The organism is Paenibacillus sp. JSM ZJ436 (assembly GCF_044383795.1).
In the GTDB taxonomy this organism is placed as follows: domain Bacteria; phylum Bacillota; class Bacilli; order Paenibacillales; family Paenibacillaceae; genus Paenibacillus_AQ; species Paenibacillus_AQ algicola.
Genome location: NZ_JBISEO010000007.1, coordinates 1 through 16,061 on the forward strand (window position 1 = coordinate 1; position 16,061 = coordinate 16,061).

16 protein-coding genes and 2 pseudogenes are annotated in these 16,061 nt (G+C 48.9%); 3 read left to right on the top strand and 15 right to left on the bottom strand.

Annotated elements, in window-relative coordinates; genetic code table 11:
* Positions 1–242: hypothetical protein (locus tag ACH6EH_RS10930; RefSeq protein WP_397332332.1), on the top strand; the 242-nt coding region annotated here is incomplete at its 5' end.
* A 41-nt stretch (positions 243–283) separates the two neighbouring features.
* Here the strand turns inward: ACH6EH_RS10930 and ACH6EH_RS10935 are convergent.
* The 13 genes and pseudogenes from ACH6EH_RS10935 to ACH6EH_RS10995 form a co-directional block, all read right to left on the bottom strand.
* Positions 284–826 carry a hypothetical protein gene (locus ACH6EH_RS10935; protein WP_397332333.1) on the bottom strand — a complete coding sequence of 181 codons (543 nt, stop codon included), beginning with the start codon at positions 824–826 and terminating at the stop codon, positions 284–286.
* 12 nt (positions 827–838) lie between these two features.
* A complete protein-coding gene (locus ACH6EH_RS10940) occupies positions 839–1,210 on the bottom strand; it encodes a hypothetical protein (RefSeq protein ID WP_397332334.1) in 372 nt (123 codons plus the stop codon).
* Positions 1,211–1,232: 22 nt separating this feature from the next.
* Positions 1,233–1,430 carry a hypothetical protein gene (locus ACH6EH_RS10945; RefSeq protein WP_397332335.1) on the bottom strand — a complete coding sequence of 66 codons (198 nt, stop codon included), beginning with the start codon at positions 1,428–1,430 and terminating at the stop codon, positions 1,233–1,235.
* Positions 1,427–2,413 carry an RHS repeat domain-containing protein gene (locus ACH6EH_RS10950; RefSeq protein ID WP_397332336.1) on the bottom strand — a complete coding sequence of 329 codons (987 nt, stop codon included), beginning with the start codon at positions 2,411–2,413 and terminating at the stop codon, positions 1,427–1,429. The genes ACH6EH_RS10945 and ACH6EH_RS10950 overlap by 4 nt, the downstream gene beginning before the upstream one ends.
* Positions 2,414–2,523: 110 nt before the next feature.
* Positions 2,524–2,771, bottom strand: a pseudogene (locus ACH6EH_RS10955) (recombinase family protein); the annotation flags it as partial.
* 422 nt (positions 2,772–3,193) lie between these two features.
* Positions 3,194–3,643, bottom strand: coding sequence for an SMI1/KNR4 family protein (locus ACH6EH_RS10960; protein WP_397332337.1), 450 nt, complete (start codon positions 3,641–3,643; stop codon positions 3,194–3,196).
* A gap of 14 nt (positions 3,644–3,657) precedes the next feature.
* Complete coding sequence (locus ACH6EH_RS10965) at positions 3,658–4,092, bottom strand: HNH/ENDO VII family nuclease (RefSeq protein WP_397332338.1); 435 nt, start codon at positions 4,090–4,092, stop codon at positions 3,658–3,660.
* A gap of 90 nt (positions 4,093–4,182) precedes the next feature.
* Positions 4,183–4,293, bottom strand: a pseudogene (locus ACH6EH_RS10970) (recombinase family protein); the annotation flags it as partial.
* 418 nt (positions 4,294–4,711) lie between these two features.
* Complete coding sequence (locus ACH6EH_RS10975) at positions 4,712–5,182, bottom strand: SMI1/KNR4 family protein (RefSeq protein WP_208204751.1); 471 nt, start codon at positions 5,180–5,182, stop codon at positions 4,712–4,714.
* Between the two features lie 18 nt (positions 5,183–5,200).
* Entirely contained in the window at positions 5,201–9,937 is a 4,737-nt protein-coding gene (locus ACH6EH_RS10980) for an HNH/ENDO VII family nuclease (RefSeq protein WP_397332339.1), read from the bottom strand.
* Complete coding sequence (locus ACH6EH_RS10985) at positions 9,900–10,190, bottom strand: WXG100 family type VII secretion target (protein ID WP_138224733.1); 291 nt, start codon at positions 10,188–10,190, stop codon at positions 9,900–9,902. Before ACH6EH_RS10985 ends, ACH6EH_RS10980 begins: the two co-directional genes overlap by 38 nt.
* Before the next feature lie 29 nt (positions 10,191–10,219).
* Positions 10,220–10,492, bottom strand: a complete 273-nt coding sequence (locus ACH6EH_RS10990) for a WXG100 family type VII secretion target (protein WP_138224732.1) — start codon at positions 10,490–10,492, stop codon at positions 10,220–10,222.
* Positions 10,473–11,324, bottom strand: a complete 852-nt coding sequence (locus ACH6EH_RS10995; protein ID WP_397332340.1) for a hypothetical protein — start codon at positions 11,322–11,324, stop codon at positions 10,473–10,475. The genes ACH6EH_RS10990 and ACH6EH_RS10995 overlap by 20 nt, the downstream gene beginning before the upstream one ends.
* A gap of 232 nt (positions 11,325–11,556) precedes the next feature.
* Here ACH6EH_RS10995 and ACH6EH_RS11000 point away from each other — a divergent pair, with 232 nt between their 5' ends.
* Positions 11,557–11,751: a hypothetical protein gene (locus ACH6EH_RS11000; RefSeq protein WP_138224730.1), complete on the top strand. Its 195-nt coding sequence runs from the start codon at positions 11,557–11,559 to the stop codon at positions 11,749–11,751.
* A 139-nt stretch (positions 11,752–11,890) separates the two neighbouring features.
* On the opposite strand, the gene pepF is transcribed toward ACH6EH_RS11000, so the two are convergent.
* Together pepF and ACH6EH_RS11010 are read right to left on the bottom strand one after the other, a co-directional pair.
* Positions 11,891–13,690: an oligoendopeptidase F gene (gene pepF, locus ACH6EH_RS11005; RefSeq protein ID WP_397332341.1), complete on the bottom strand. Its 1,800-nt coding sequence runs from the start codon at positions 13,688–13,690 to the stop codon at positions 11,891–11,893.
* A gap of 138 nt (positions 13,691–13,828) precedes the next feature.
* On the bottom strand, positions 13,829–15,541 hold the full coding sequence (locus ACH6EH_RS11010) for a methyl-accepting chemotaxis protein (protein WP_397332342.1): 1,713 nt from the start codon (positions 15,539–15,541) through the stop codon (positions 13,829–13,831).
* A 216-nt stretch (positions 15,542–15,757) separates the two neighbouring features.
* Between ACH6EH_RS11010 and ACH6EH_RS11015 the strand changes: the two genes are divergently transcribed.
* A complete protein-coding gene (locus tag ACH6EH_RS11015; RefSeq protein WP_397332343.1) occupies positions 15,758–15,955 on the top strand; it encodes a hypothetical protein in 198 nt (65 codons plus the stop codon).
* The last annotated feature ends 106 nt before the right edge of the window (positions 15,956–16,061 follow it).

The following is a 16,061-nucleotide window of genomic DNA, read 5'->3' on the forward strand; positions in this document are numbered from 1 at the left end:
GCTCAGCGGCTTTCTTTGGTCCAATTTCATCACTTCATCTTACCGCTTCTTCTTTGAATGCTTTGTCGTACCGGTTCATTGCTTCTCATCCCCTCGTCAACTTTCATTTTATTTCATACGAGGGTGTGTTTCGACTGCATTTTTATCGTAGCACTCCAGGCACTATTTTACTCGTAATATGGAGTGCTACAAAGCTGGTATTTAAATCGAATGTAATCGAACGCGGTTATCAAGTTGAATAATTCAACCGCTAATTTTTAGATTGAGCCTCTTTAAATAATACTTATTTGGCCTCTGATAATAATTGATATTCGCTTAAACCAGCAAAAGCCTTCATCTTTACACCTTTTTCATATGCATTTTTCGCACCAATTGTAAAGTAATGATTTTTATAATACTTCTTTGCGCCTGACCTTGGGTCAATAATCCAAACCCCTTGGTACATTTCCTTTTTAAATATACCAATAACTTTTTTCCATAATCTTATATTTTCTGAATCAGCAGCTCTTGTACCTATTGTAGATTCTTTAATACTCGCTTCAGTCCTTTCTCCAATTTGTAATACAAGATTTTCAACATTCTGGGACAAAAATTCATTATAGTTTTTTGATAGCTGGCTAGGAACCTCTTTGCATAAAAAGATGAATCTAGCAGAATTAAGATACTCATCATTAATTTCAGAAGTCACGTTATCTATTATCTCAAATTCAAATTCTGGCCACAGTCTAACAACTACCGCTGTTAGATTATATTGGAACATTACGCTTTTTATCTTTTGTGAAATTTCAGCAATTGTTGCATGAAATCCTATATTAATATTTCTCATTTTTCTCTCCTTCTATTTTTTGAAATATGGAATAAAATGCATTGGTATTCCCACATCTTCCAAGTCATAGATTGCTTCCATTTCTCTTTTAATTGGAGCTCCTGACTTAGTTGTTTTCCCTACATTTATTCCATAAATTGAACCATCAGGTTTCTCTACTAAAATATCTGGACGCCTACTTGCTTTTAATCCATTCGGTGTTGGTATAGCCTTTTCAGGTAGCAATTGTCCTCCTGCAATAATTCTACCATCACTTACTTGACCAGCAACTTCAGCAATCTTCTCGTTATGTGGTCCTGTTCCAAATGGTTTAGGTCCTGTCTTAGCCTTATCCGTACCCTTACGCTTCCCCGCCTGAATCGCATCCAGCCCCAGCGGGTCCACAAACGTCACCGGATTACACAATCTATTTTACAGACTCTTCAATTATTCTCATTAAAGTATCTTTATTTTCGTCAGTTAAACTATCGTAAAAACCAATAGTTTTTTTCCAATAATCATCTGTTTTAGAAGTAACATTCGTCGTTTCATACACGTTCTTGTATAGTTGTAGGTTCTCTTCAACGATAGTCTCATAAAGTGATTTAACAAAAATATCATTCATTTTACTTCCTCATTTCTGGATACATTTTTTTGTTTATTTAAAGCAGAATTCGGTATGTCATCATAGACTCTTCTAAGTTCTCTAATATCTCTTGCCAATAACTGTCTAAGATTATCTATTCCTTTTGTACTTCTAAAAACTATTCCATTAGGTCCTTTAATGGTGTGCCCCACCTTTGGCACATTAATTGCAGGTGCCGTATTAAAATCATAATTATCTACTAGCTTCTTCATTGCTGCCTTCTGTCCTGCATGATGGGCATCAAGTCCTTCTACTCCTCTAATATCTTTATATGCTCCAACTTGATATTTACCTGTCCCCTTACTCATCCCCGCCTGAATCGCATCCAGCCCCAGCGGGTCCACACACGTCACCGGATTGCCGTTTACATACGCGAAGCGGTTCATGCTGAGCCCCAGGCTCACTTCTCTTCGCAGCACATCGCGGTTCATAAACCGCTTGATGTCCGGGTTATAGTATCGTGCGCGCATGGTGTAGAGGCCGTTGATGTCAGTCTGTACACCATCGCGGCCGTTGTAGGCGAACGGCTGGCGGGTCGTGCCCTCGTGCTTCACAAGTTCGCCGAAGGCGCCATAGGTGTAGCGGTCGGTGACGTCGCCTTCTTCATCTGTGAGCCGTGTCGTACTGCCGCGCAGATCGTAATGGTAGCTTTGGTAGCGCCCGTCTGCGTTCTCGCGGCCAATCAGGCCGAGACCGTAGACATAGGCGGCGCTCACTCTGCCCGCCTCATCGGTCTCCAGCAGCAGCTGGCTGTACTCTGCATGCGGATTCACTACATAAAGAGTGGTCTGGCCCTTCACGTTCATCCAGGTCCGCTCGTTCTCTGCATTATAACCGTACGTACTACTGCCGGCCTGGACCAGGCGGTCCCGGGCATCGTAGACAAAATCCTGGCTTCGTCCGCGCAGCCGCCCTCGGAGAAGGTTGCCGTCTTCGTCCATGGCAACGTCCTCGCCATTCACACTTCTCAGGCGGTTTATACTTCTTGCACTTTTTGCATAATAAAATCGAACAATACATCACCAAAATCATTAGCAATTACTTTATAACTTTGCCTGTCCAACTATCCAGCTACCACATAATTAACCTGGACAGACGAAAGGTGAGCCAACATTTCTTGTAAGCCCACCCTGTCTATTTCTAGTGCTTCTTCCTTTAGTTATGCGCCACTAATCCCTTCGTCTTCTCTCTAAAAATATGTATCAAGTTAACATCCTGTTCTTCACAGTATGCGTTGATTTCATCTTCTTGAGATTTTAAGCTATATCCCTCTCTTGCTTGTCCTTGAGTGGAAACTCGTCTATACCCAACGACATTCAACTTTTCACCCTTCCGTTACGGAAATAACAGTTTATGTAACGCTTTTAAACGAATAGCGAATATTGTAAGACCATCTCTTGTAAAAATACAACCTAAAATTTATAAGCCAACGCTGAGTAAGAACGCCTTATTACGTTAGCCATTGTTTATCGCCACGAGCTTTGTCATTCTCGTTAGTTTATTAGCCTTTCCATGTCATAACTACCCCTGCCATGTAAAATGTCATCTCGCCCATTTTCTCATTCTTGTTAGTTCCTCCATGTATTGAAACGATACTCCATGATGGCACAACCATCATGAACTCTCGATTCTCAAACAAAGCATTTTCTCATTGTCTCACTCAAATATCAGCTGATTTAATATAGGCATTAAAGTAAGAAACCTTGAAAGGCAAATAGCCAATCAAGGTTTTAAGAATAGTTTTATAAATATTTTTCTGCCATTCTTTTCTTTAAAAAATCAATGAAATCATTCGCATATTTTTTATTATCATTCAAAGAATAGATTGCTAATTCATTTTCATCTTTTCTTTTAGATAGATCAAAATAGAAAACATCATCATTTGCTTCACAAATTACAACTTTCTCTTTACTGTAATTTTTATTTTTCATGTTTAATTCATAATTATACACTACATCTCCACCGACAACGGTATCAAAATCTTGTTCATAAATACTAAATATCTCTTCACCATAGATTTCTCCACCACCATAGTTTCTTAACCACCATTTGTAAGAATCAGGAAGGCTGAAACCTAGTCGCTCTTCAGCTTTTATTATCCATTCTTCAGAAATCCCCTCTCCATAATCTGCGAATTCAACCGAATCCCTCGCTTCAGCAATTAGCTTTTGTATCTCATCATACTTATTCATTTTATCCCTCTTTCTTATTGCATAAAATCATTGGATCTATTATTCCAATATCCTTTTTTCCAAGCGTCAAAATCCGCCCTATTTATCCCAGATGGTAATTCCCCAGTATTAATATGAAGTATAGAGTAATATTTTTGATGAAAAGACTGACTAACTTCTGCAATAGATCCCGACTGGGTCTGGGTTAAATGATATAGATTTATTGATTTACCATCATATCCTATTGGAGCTCTCCCAGATGCCATTCTTTCAGCATTTGTGCCAGTAACCGTTTTTCCCTTTGACTTCCAAGAACTTATCGTATTAGGGTCAAACAAGTCATTTCTAGGATACACCTTATTACCATTAAATTCTATAACGTTATCCCAATACTTGTTAACTGACTTAGCAGTTTCACCCCCACCCTTACTCTTCCCCGCCTGAATCGCATCCAGCCCCAGCGGGTCCACAAACGTCACCGGATTGCCGTTTACATACCATCACCAAAATCACTAGCAATTACTTTATAACTTTGTCTGTCCAACTACCACATACTCAATAAAACCCTGTTCTTCACAGTATGCTTTGAATTCATCTTCTTGAGATTTTAAGCCATCTCCCTCTCTTGCTTGTCCTTGAGTGGAGACTCGTAGATACCCAACAACGTTCAACTATTCACACTCCCGTTACATTTTAATTTTCGTAACGCTTTTTAAACGAATAGCGAGTATTATACGACCGTCTCTAGTTATATACGATCTGTCGCCGTACGAATACCGAGATGCAATTCAACAAGGAGTGGTGGAGCCGAAGGTCATCAAAGTGTAACCGCCGGAAGGAAAATGACGAAAACCGAACAACCTTAAGCAATTCAATGCAATTGGTCGAATAAGAGGTGCGTGGTCCGAATTAAAGGGGTTAAACCGGTTTTATAGGTGTTGTACGTACTTTATAATTTGTAAGAACATAATATAGAGCTTACAAGAGTTACTCATATTCTCTGAATAAAAAGTGAACTATTCGTCACTGGATAGCCCCCCAATAAAAAAGAAACCTTGAAAGGCATATAGCCAATCAAGGTTTTCAAATCTATACTTCTAGCTTAACTAAGTCTAATAAAAAATCACCAAAGTCATTAGCAATTATTTCATATGTTTGACTCTCTAAGTCAACTCCAGGTACAAAAGATACTACTTTTGGTTCACCATTATCATCAAGTTGATTAAAGTCTAAACAAAATATTTCGTCACTCCCTGTATCATATATAACTAGTAGATTATTAGGTAGATTAATTTCTCTTCGTTCTGTTAAAGTGTACCATATAGCGTCTGGAACTGATGAATTTTCAAAATCAGCATTAATAATTCCGTATATTTCTTGTGCTCCGAAATTACCTGCTCCAAATGCCTTTAAATAATCAAGATATAAACCAGTAAACTTTAACCCTAATTTTTCTTCAGCCAAACTAATTAATTCATCTGTATGACCACCCACAAAGTCTGCAATCTCTTCTTCACTCAAAATAATTTCTTTTGCTTTTTGATAATTTTCTACACTCATTTCCATTCCCCTTTAACATTAAAAGTCATTGGCTCTATTTTTCCAGTAATCAGTTCGCCATTTATTAAACTCAGACCTATTTATACCTGAAGGTATAGTATTAGGATTGATGTGAATTACAGAACTGTTATCTTTATGAAACGTCTGTGTAACCTCTGCTATCGAACTTTCATTTCTTTGTGTCATGTGATGAAGGTTTATAGACTTTCCATCTGGACCAAGTGGGGCTAATCCCTTCTGCATCCTTTCAAGGTTAGTTCTACCTCGTGCGTCTTTCATATTTTGATTTATAATATCATCTCTTTGGTAAACTTTCACGTTTTTAAATTGGGTGGTTTTATTCCAGTATTGATAACCATTTCCTATACCCTTACTCTTCCCTGCCTGAATCGCATCCAGCCCCAGCGGGTCCACAAACGTCACCGGATTGCCGTTTACATACGCGAAGCGGTTCATGCTGAGCCCCAGGCTCACTTCTCCTCGCAGCACATCGCGGTTCATAAACCGCTTAATGTCCGGGTTATAGTATCGCGCGCGCATGTAGTAGAGGCCGTTGATGTCAGTCTGTACACCATCGCGGCCGTTGTAGGCGAACGGCTGGCGGGTCGTGCCCTCGTGCTTCACGAGTTCGCCGAAGGCCCCATAGGTATAGCGGTCGGTGACGTCGCCTTCTTCATCTGTGAGCCTTGTCGTACTGCCGCGCAGATCGTAATGGTAGCTTTGGTAGCGCCCGTCTGCGCTCTCGCGGCCAATCAGGCCGAGCCCGTAGACATAGGCGGCGCTCACTCTGCCCGCCTCATCGGTCTCCAGCAGCAGCTCGCTGTACTCTGCATGCGGATTCACCACATAAAGAGTGGTCTGGCCCTTCACGTTCATCCAGGTCCGCTCGTTCTCTGCATTATAACCATACGTAATACTGCCGGCCTGGACCAGGCGGTCCCGGGCATCGTAGACAAAATCCTGGCTTCGTCCGCGCAGCCGCCCTCGGAGAAGGTTGCCGTCTTCGTCCATGGCAACGTCCTCGCCGTTCACACTTCTCAGGCGGTTGTCTGCTGCATAGGACATCCGTATCTGGGAATCGCCTTCTTCCATACAGGTCATATTTCCGGAGGCATCGTAGGTGTACCGGCTGGCGTTTGCCGCAGTGAGTGCTCCCCAACTATTGTACTCATACCGGGTTTCGTTCTCCTTGATCAGAAGCCCTGCGGCGTCATAACAATAGCGGTACTGCTGCAGCAGCCGTCCCTTTACGCCCGTGTCGAGCAGGGAGATCAACTGGCCCTCTTTGTCGTAGGCCCGCAGCTCTGCGGTACCGTTCGGCCGGTCCGTACGGACCAGCTGGCCCCTTTCATCATAGCTGTAGGCGGTCACCCGCTTCTTCCAGTCACGCACTTCGGTCATCCGCCCCGCTGCATCGTAGCGGTACGTGACTTTTTTGCCGTCCGGGTAGTGGAGCACGGACACATTTCCGAGCCCGTCATATTCGTAACGGATGGTCTGGCCGCGTTCATTGGTATAAGAAGTTACCCGGCCCAGTGAATCGTAGGTGCGCTTCTCTATCGTGGCTGCTGTGCCGTCTCCTGTGCTTTCGCTGATGGTGATCAGGCGCCCGGCCGCATCATATTGATGTTCCAGCGTACCGGCCCCGTCTTCCTGCTTATGCAGCCTTCCGGCCGCATCCGGCGTATAGGTGATAACGATACCGCGCGCACTGCGGCGGCGGATGAGAAATCCTCGTGGATCATAGTCATAGGTTAGCTGCGTGCCTGCCGGTGTGATCTCCTCTGCCGGCCTGCCGGCCATATCGTAGCGGAACTTGGTCTCATTTCCGGCCGCATCGCGGTAGCCTGCCAGCTGTCCTGCTGCGGTAAAAGCCCGGCTGCTCTCTTGGCCGCATTGATTCACCCGCACCAGGCGTGATAGGCCGTCATACGCATAAGCTGTAATATCGCCCTTCGCGTTCTCTTTCTCTAGAATCTGTCCCAGCCGATTAAAACGGTAGTTCACCGCATGCCCCAGCGCGTTCACCACAGCTGCCGGATTGCCGTCCTTGTCATATCGCACAGAGCGCAGGGCATATCCCTCGCCATCCGTAACCTTCGTTACACGGCCGGCCGCATCATATTGATAACGGGTGACTACACCGGATGGATCGGTGCTTTGCAAAAGACGCCCCGCCCCATCATACGCATAACAAGTGGAAGCGCCGTTCGTATGAACAACCTGAATGACGCGCTCTTCATTATCGTACCGATAACGAACCGTACGGCCAAGCTCATCTTGTTCTTCGATCAGGTTGCCTGCCGCATTATACTTGTATAACCGGGCATGGCCGAGCGGATCGATCTGTCTTCGCAGCGCGCCCTCCTTATCATAGTCGTATGTAGTGACGGCACCCAGCGGATCGGTTACCGAAACCACCTGATGGCTGACATTGTAGGCTTGACGGATCACGCCGCCGGCAGGATCGGTCACCTGGGTGATGCGTCCTCCAGCATCGTACTCATAGCGTGTCATACATCCAAGCGGATCCGTAACGGTCACCAGGTTTCCGAATGCGTCATAGGAGTACCGGGTCACTGCCCCGGATTGATCCTCCATCGTCTGCATAAGCCCCTGCTCATTATAGCTGATCCGAATGAGGCCGTCTTCGGAGTCTTTCCGCAGGACTGGGCGGTGATGCTCATCATACTCAAAATCAATGGCGTTTCCTTCACCGTCAATGTAAGAAATCAAGGAACCGAATTCATTATACCGGTAAAGGTCGCGAAGCTGTCCATTCATGCGTCGTTCCGTAAGCTGTCCCTTTTCATCGTACACATAGATGCTCTCTTTGCCGTCCGGCTCCACCTCCAAAGTGCAGAGCCCCTGCTCATTATATTCATACCGAGTGACATGTCCCAGCTCATCCTGCAGTGCAATCAGGCGGTACCGGTCGTCGTGGGTAAACACCCGGGTTGCGCCTTCCCGGTTCGTAAAGGTCGTGATGATCCAACCCGGATGCCTCTCCTCGTCATAGTCAAAAGAACACCATTGTCCCAGCGCATCCTTCTGGCGGGCCACACGTCCTTCATTGTCATATTCGTTCACAAAATAAACGATGCCCTCTCCGCTTCGCATCGAGGATAAACGGCCTTCGGGTGTGTATGCACAGCTGATCAGGCTGTGATCCGGGGGCGTGATATCTGTAAGCCGTCCTGCTGTGTAGAGAAAGGACGCGGTATAACCCAGCGGATCGACAACAGATTGAAGTAATCCTGTTTCACTATAAGATAATTGAAATGATCTGCCGCTCAAGGCATCCTTGATTTCAAGCAAACGGCCCTGTGTATCAAAAGACAATCGCTGTGTCTGGCCTGCCGGATTCCGGATCTCCTTCAGCTGGCCCTCAGCACTAAATAACAGGACTTTTTGATCCTTCCTGACAAGACGATAGCCTCCATCCGCCCGGATAATCCGGTCATGAAGCACATCCACATCCCTGCTTCGGAATATGCCGTCTTCTCCCCGCTGATAGGTGTTGCTGCGGAAGCTGCTCCACCAAACCTCTAATGTGCCTTCAGCAGGCTGTTCCAGACGAATTTCGTAGTTATGGCTCCAATCCAGGCCCAAAGCTCCGCTGCCGTTAAGCAGAGAATGATAGGAAATTGAGAATGTCAGGTCCTCGGCGCCCTTGAGATGCAGTAGCGGATGCTCAATAATCTGGGCTCCAGTAGAGGTATCGACAGGGTCCCCTGCTGTGGATCGCGGATTAACGCCGTCCTTCTTCTGGATCCGGCTGCCAGCAGACACGCCGGAATACGGGGTTCGTGCCATTCCAATGCCTGCTGCTGCGCCGGCACCTCCCGCGGCTGCCAAGCCCGCTGTACCTGTGGCAGCTTCGTCCACTTGTCTTGCAGTGTTCTCCGCTGCCGCTGCAGCCTCATCCCCATGCCTCGCAGCTCCCGGCGCAGCATTCACGGTCGGTCCTGACGCAGCAGCATCTTTGCCGCTATTGGCGGCATCGCCTGCACGATCGACTGCTGTACCTCCATCCCCTGCTTGATCGGCCGCCTTCGCCGCATCCCCGGCCTGATCTGCTGTCTTGGCCGCATTACCCGCGTTGTCCGCCGCCTTGGCTGAGTCACCGGCACGGTCGACGGCGCGCGCAGCATCAGACGCGCGTTCTCCTTGTTTGGAGACGCTCGCTGCATCATCAATCATCCCAATCAGCTGAGAGCCCTTCTTCACCGTCTTGCCTGCCGGTCCCAGCATGCTGAGGACACGCTCTACGTTCGTCAGCTTTTCTTTGGTAAAGACATCATATCCCACCGCCGCATCCACAATGCCTTTGACATTGCCGACGACGGGGACAAAATCCAGCGTCGTTCCCAGGACCACGGCTGCCCACTTCAGCAGCTTTCCGGCCGAGAAGCCGGTTTCCTGCCCGTCAGCCTCGGCAAATCCCTCGCTTTTCTTATTTAAAAATGCCGCCATCTCCTCATACTGCTGAGCCAGCTTACCGAACAGCCCCGCCATTTCCGCCCAGGCCGCATCCAATGATCCCCGCTGCGAGCCTTCATAATCTACACTGCGCCAGGTGCTCTCCAGCGCACGGCCCAGGCGCTCGATATCCTGGGATGCATTTTTCATCTTGTTCCGCAGGTCTGCCAGTTCTCCCGGATCCACAATGATACGCAAGCGTCCCTCTCCTCCCTCACTTCTCGCCAAGTGCAGCTTACCGCCCTTCGCGTTCTCTTCTCCGTTCCTCTTCATCGGCCCGGCGCAGCGCTTCGGCTACACCTTGGCACTGTGACGCCATCTGCGAAGCTAGTGCTGTCAAGCGATGTAAGGTACGTTCACTCTCATTCCATGCGACTGAATATTTCTGTTCAGCCCGGCCCGACCATTCTATGGAGGCTTTTCGTTTCTGCGGCTCCCCGGCAATCTGCCCAAGCTGCTGACCCGCTGCCGCAAAATGGGACGCCGCCCGTTCCAGTGCCGCAATGTCCGCTATGATTCTCGACAAATAGGTCCTCCCCTTTCCAACTCTGTCTGCTAGGAGCTCTCATCCGCACTCCTGAACCTTCCCGAAATCGCCTTCAGCTCTTCTCCGATCATCTTCAGCGTCTCGGACACACTTTGCAGCTGTTCATGCGAGCCCGTGTAGGATTGATAAAATCGTTCTCGCGTGACGCCCTCCCATTCGCCGGACATCCCATCGATTATTGCTTTGAGCTCCACAGCCATATCGAGATTGCTCTGACTGCACGCTAAGAAGCGGGCAGCCGCCTCATCCAGCTGCTCCGGATTAATCTTGATCTTCGTCATGCGCCTCACCTCCGTAGTTCGTTTTGGGTAATGCAAGCATATCCTGAACCAGAGTTTTCACCGCTAAACCTAGTTTTTTGCGCCGATAATTCTCCACCCGCACGCCCTGCTCCTCGTCACGCCTAGCGATCCAGCCGCCGTCCACTCCTATACCGCAGGTAATAACCTGCTGGCGCCACACCGGTCCGCTGCGCTGCATCAAGGACATTCTCCCGTGAAATTCAGCCTGCTTCATGAGAGCCTTCAGGCTCTCCTGCTCCGGACTCAGCCTCGTGGACAAGGTTCTCGCCTTCTCCTGATCACTGCCGCTCAGCAAAATGTCATAAACCTCAACCGGAAGCGTAAACGGCTGCTTGATCACTCCTTGTGCCGCGGCTTCAACCGGAAACACTTGCTCAATCAGCGGCAAGGACAGCTCCAGGTTCGCAATAGCGCTCAGCCGAACCATAGAGTTCCCTTCCTCATCGCCATTTACGGTCTGCACTCGTTCGACCACCATCTGCGGCAAAAAATGAAGGTAAGCTTCGTAGATGGACTCCCCGCTTTTTTTCAACTCCAGACGTACCGCATAAGGACTGTCCAGCACCGCCAAGCAAGCCTCTAACACAGGTTCAATCACCAGATCTGACCTATCGGCCGAAAGGAGCCCGCGCTCTTGCAGCTGCTGCCGGGTCTTGTCCCATTCTTCCTCAAGCTCATCAAGCAAGTAACCGGGATACGGATCTCTAAATCCGGCTATCCCACCATGCTCCACCATATTTATTAGAAAAAACAGCTCCCGCTGTCCGATCTCACGCACCCATTCCTGATCGCTCTCTGCTGCCACTGACATACGGCACCCCCTGTTTTCCACAATTCTCCATATTATATATAAACATTTTGCCATGCTGTTCCAAGCTTTGTCAAAAGTAACCATGATGCATTGAGAACTTTCTTGAGATAGTACATCTTCTCTCCTTAAACGGGATAAGCCCCTCCTGCTAATAGCCACTCCCAACCTTTAATGTTAAAATAAACTATATAGCGGAAAAGTTAGCATGTTCCAATGCCAAAGGAGGCTGTTTATGAAACAAGAGGATGAGATCCGGGAGCTGAGAGAACGATTAGCTGAAATCGAAGAGCAGCTCGAACATCAGTCGGACGGGTCAAAGCTTCTCCGCAACATCATACTTGTCGTCATACTTGTCGTGATCAGCGTGTTCTTGCTGTTGTTCTTGGTCGGCATGTTTCAATTTGTATCTGCAAGCAGCAGTTCATAACAACGTATCATTCTGCAACGAACAACATATTTTTATACTTGAAGATGAAGATCCAGCAGTACGGTTCTGGATATACGTCAAAATCCCCCCGCATAGCCTCGATGCGGGGGGATTTTGGCTGTATTATAGTAGAGATCCTTTAATAGAGCTGCTCCAGCTCATCAATGAGTGAGCCTACATAAGCAGCGGCGTGCTTGATGGGCTCGGGCTGGGACATGTCAACGCCTGCCATCTTCATGAGCTCCAAGGGGCTGCGGGAGCCGCCCGCCTTCAGCACGTCAAGCCAGCGCTCTACGGCCGGCTGGCCTTCTTCCCGGATCTGCTTCGCTGCCGCTGTAGAAGCGGTCAAGCCAGCAGCGTAGGTATACGGGTACAAGCTCATGTAATAATGAGGCTGACGCATCCAGGTCAGCTTGGCGTCATTATCAATCTTGACAGCATCCCCCCAGAAGGCGGACAGAATGCCCCCTTTCACATCCCCCAAGAGGTTAGCTGTAATCGGAACCTGCCGGGATGCCAGATCATAAACCTGGCGCTGCAGCTCCCCTTCCAGCAGATGGGTCACAAAGTTATGAAAATACGTTCCGAGCAGCTGCGATATGACCCAGCGGCGCATGCGGGGATCCTCGGATCGCTCTAGCAAATGATCTGCCAGCAACAGCTCGTTCATTGTCGAAGGAGCTTCAATGAAAAAAAGCGAAGGCCGGGCATTGGTCATCCGCTGATACCGCGCCCCCAGCATGAGATGTCCGGCGTGACCAACCTCATGGGCGAGCGTAAATACCCCCCTCATGCTGCCGGTCCAACTGATGAGAATGTAAGAATGCATGCCTGGAATGGAGCGGCAGAACGCCCCTGTTCTTTTTCCCGTGTTGACGGCATAATCGACCCAGCGATCCCGAAACGCAGCCTCCACAATCTCGCCGTATTCCGGTCCTAGAATGAACAAAGCCTCCTTAATCAGCTCACCCGCTTCCTCATACGTCATACCCGGGCTGAAATCCGGATCCAGGGGCGCCTTGAGATCTGCAAACGTCATTTCATGAAGTCCCAGCACCCGCTGCTTCAATGCCGCGTACCTCCGCATATGAGGGGCCAGCTCCTGCTGCAAAACATCCAGTACCTGATTATACATATCTTTGGTTACCTGCTGCGGCATTAACAGCATCTCGGTCACTGATGGATACCCCCGAAGCCGGGCTTCAATGACTTGTCGCTTCACTTCGGTTGCATAGGTCTCGGCGAAGGTATTCCGGTACTGATACAAGGTCTGGCTAAAGCTGCGAAAAGCATGTCGCCTCAGCGCCGTATCCGGTGACTCTGCATATTTATTCTCATACAGGGCAAACGACAGCGGTACCTGCTCGCCTTGTCCATTCTCTATATCAGAAAACCTCATATCTGCCAGCTTGCCGCGCTCATAGATCTGGTATGGGGCTGTCAGCACCTCCCGAAATGACGATAACGCCTTCTCGGTGTCCGGCGATAACCGGTAGGCCTTGTTGTGCAGCAGCAGCCTCAGGCTGCGCTCAAATTCCTGCAGACCGGGCTCATCCTCGATGAACCGGTCCAGCACGCCCTCATCCATCGCAAGAATTTCCGAGTTTACAAAGGAAAGCGCCGACTGTATGCTGGCGACGACTTCCCGTGCCCTTGCGGCATCCATCTGATACTCAGTACACGTACTATCGCCCGCCAGATGCAGATCCGAGTATGCGTTGAGGCGGCTTACTCGGGCCAGCAGCTGCTCCTGCTCAATCAGACATGCCAAGAGCACCGCTGCCCCTGTATGCAGCTTCCCTTCGTATTGGGTTACTCGCGATACCTCTTGTTGAACAGCGTTCAATTCAAGGGTCCAGGCTTCCTTCGTTTCATAAATATCTTGCAGATTCCAAGTCGTCTTTTCATCCACTTGAGCTCGTGCTAATTGGCCAGCCATGCAGCATCTCCCTTTCATACGTTTTTCAAGGTGTATGATGTTTTCATCACTAGCATGATTGTACCACTTTTTTGGAACTGTAGTGAAAGCTTGAGCTCGGGCCATGGTGACCACAGGATGACAAAGACAGCTGCAGCCTTAAATCTTAAACTGCTGAATAAGCTTCTGCAGATTCTCGGCCAAGGCGGCCAGCGCCTGGGATGAGGAGGTAATCTCTTCCATGGAGGCCAGCTGCTCTTCGGCGGCGGCAGAGATTCCCTGACTGTGATCTGCCGAATTCAGGGACACGGCTCTTACATCCGTGAACTGGGTATTTACCTGTTGGATTCCTTCGGCAACCTTCAAAAGGGTGCTCGCGATCTCCTCAATACGGCCAACGACATTGCCGACGGCGTTTTCTATATTATGGAAGGTCCGTCCCGCCTGGTGTACAACATGCAGGCCCTGCTGAACCTCTCCGGACGTAACTCTCATCGTGTCGATCGTATGCTCCGTATCTCGCTGGATCTGGCGGATCATGTCTGTAATCTGCTTTGTCGACTTGCCCGACTGTTCGGCCAGCTTGCCTACCTCACTGGCAACGACAGCAAAGCCTTTACCCTGCTCTCCGGCGCGAGCGGCTTCAATGGATGCATTCAAGGCGAGCAGATTCGTCTGGGAAGAAATATCAGAAATGATATCTACCAGCTGTCCGATTTCCAGTGACCGCGTACTCAAGCTTTGGACTGCCTCAAACAATCCGTTCACATTGCTCGAGATGGACCCCATCTGGACGCTGACATCCTGAATGGCCGCAGTTCCTTCGTGAGACATTTGAGAAGCGTGCAATGCGTCGTTCTTCACATGCTGCGTCTGATCCGCAATGGACCGGGTGTACGCTGTCATGGTGTTCATTTCATGGGACGCATCTTCGATCATCTCCACCTGCCGGTCTGTGCCCGCCGCCAACTCCTGGATCGTAAGGGTGACCTGCTCACTAGCCTGAGAGCTTTGCTCTGCGCTTGCACTAAGCTGCTCCGAAGAGGAAGCGACCAGCATCGAGGAATCCTGAACGGCAGCGAACACCGATTGAAGCTTGGCACTCATCTGATTGAAGGAGGCAGTGAGCTCCCCCAGCTCATCTCGGGATTGATATTGTCCTTTTACCGTGAAATCTCCGGTTTCGGCAATGGTCAGCATCCGCCTAACCTCCTTCAGCGGTCTAACGATCATCCGTGCTATCGTGTATCCAATGACGATGAGCAGCGTCAGCGTAATGATATTTGCCAAGATTACTCTCGTTATCGCCTGGTTCACATTGTCCTGATTGCGATCATTGATCGCGCTGGAATAATCCACCTTCAGGCGCTGCAGCTCTTCAAGCGCAGCATTGACCCGGTCTCCCCGATACTCGACAAGAGCCTGGTACTGCAGATAGGCGTCGCTTTTCTTGTCATCCGCTATCAAGGCCATAACCTGCTCCCTACTCTCCTCCAGGGCCTGGATGTAATTCATCAGCTCCCGCATCAGCCCGGCCTCTTCTTTGCGCAGGTTGTTCTGCTGCAGCTCGGCCAGCTTTGCTCTGACGTCCTGCTGTAATCCCGACAGATCCTCCTGCAGCTCCTTATGTTTTCTGGTACTGCTGGACATTAGCATTTCAAGCAGCACCGCGTCACTGGATTTGGCCTGAATTTGGATTTGCATGATCGTACTCAGCGGAAGGAGGCTGTCTTTGTACATCGCTTCCGAGTCCCCCGCCATTTTTGTAATATACGCCAATCCCGTCATGCCAACAGAGATTAACGATAAGGCGCTGATCAGGATCAGGATCATCAGTTTTTTGGTGATGGATAAGTTTCGCAGTAGCTTCATGGCTCTTTCCCCTTTTTGTCTATAGATATCCAATCCAGTGCCTCTCTCTTCCCACTTAAAGCAAGTGAATCCAGTTCCTGAGATGAGAAAGGACAACTATGTATATCGGATGACAAGGATTAATTGTTGATATTAAAATTGTAGATTTGAAGAGAATGTAAGGTTTCTTTTTTTACCCTGTTTAGCTCTGAGCTGGCTGGAAAGGGATGGGGCAGCGTGCGGTTCAAGCGAGGCGGGGCTGCCGCACAGCGTGGAGAGCGTGCGATTCAGGCCAGGCCGGCTGCGGCACAGCGTGGAGAGCGTGCGGTTCAGGCGAGGCGGGACCGCGGCACAGTGTGGGGCCGCCGCACAGTGTGGAGCAGCATGCGATTCAGGCGAGGCGGGACCGTGGTGCGGGTGGTACAAGGCTTCTAACGGTTGCCACGAGCGTTAATTGGTCCAATCCACGGTTACTGTAAATCTAACGGTTGCTAGACGAGTTATTTGGGTAATTTGATGCCTTTCAGCGGCTTATTCCACC

What these genes read in the sequence shown, in the direction of transcription:
- ACH6EH_RS10995 (WP_397332340.1), bottom strand. Translation starts at nt 11,324, where the DNA reads ATGTCAGTGGCAGCAGAGAGCGATCAGGAATGGGTGCGTGAGATCGGA.
- ACH6EH_RS10990 (WP_138224732.1), bottom strand. Translation starts at nt 10,492, where the DNA reads ATGACGAAGATCAAGATTAATCCGGAGCAGCTGGATGAGGCGGCTGCC.
- ACH6EH_RS10960 (WP_397332337.1), bottom strand. Translation starts at nt 3,643, where the DNA reads ATGAATAAGTATGATGAGATACAAAAGCTAATTGCTGAAGCGAGGGAT.
- ACH6EH_RS10945 (WP_397332335.1), bottom strand. Translation starts at nt 1,430, where the DNA reads ATGAATGATATTTTTGTTAAATCACTTTATGAGACTATCGTTGAAGAG.
- ACH6EH_RS11000 (WP_138224730.1), top strand. Translation starts at nt 11,557, where the DNA reads ATGAAACAAGAGGATGAGATCCGGGAGCTGAGAGAACGATTAGCTGAA.
- ACH6EH_RS10975 (WP_208204751.1), bottom strand. Translation starts at nt 5,182, where the DNA reads ATGAGTGTAGAAAATTATCAAAAAGCAAAAGAAATTATTTTGAGTGAA.
- ACH6EH_RS10935 (WP_397332333.1), bottom strand. Translation starts at nt 826, where the DNA reads ATGAGAAATATTAATATAGGATTTCATGCAACAATTGCTGAAATTTCA.
- ACH6EH_RS11010 (WP_397332342.1), bottom strand. Translation starts at nt 15,541, where the DNA reads ATGAAGCTACTGCGAAACTTATCCATCACCAAAAAACTGATGATCCTG.
- pepF (WP_397332341.1), bottom strand. Translation starts at nt 13,690, where the DNA reads ATGGCTGGCCAATTAGCACGAGCTCAAGTGGATGAAAAGACGACTTGG.
- ACH6EH_RS10980 (WP_397332339.1), bottom strand. Translation starts at nt 9,937, where the DNA reads ATGAAGAGGAACGGAGAAGAGAACGCGAAGGGCGGTAAGCTGCACTTG.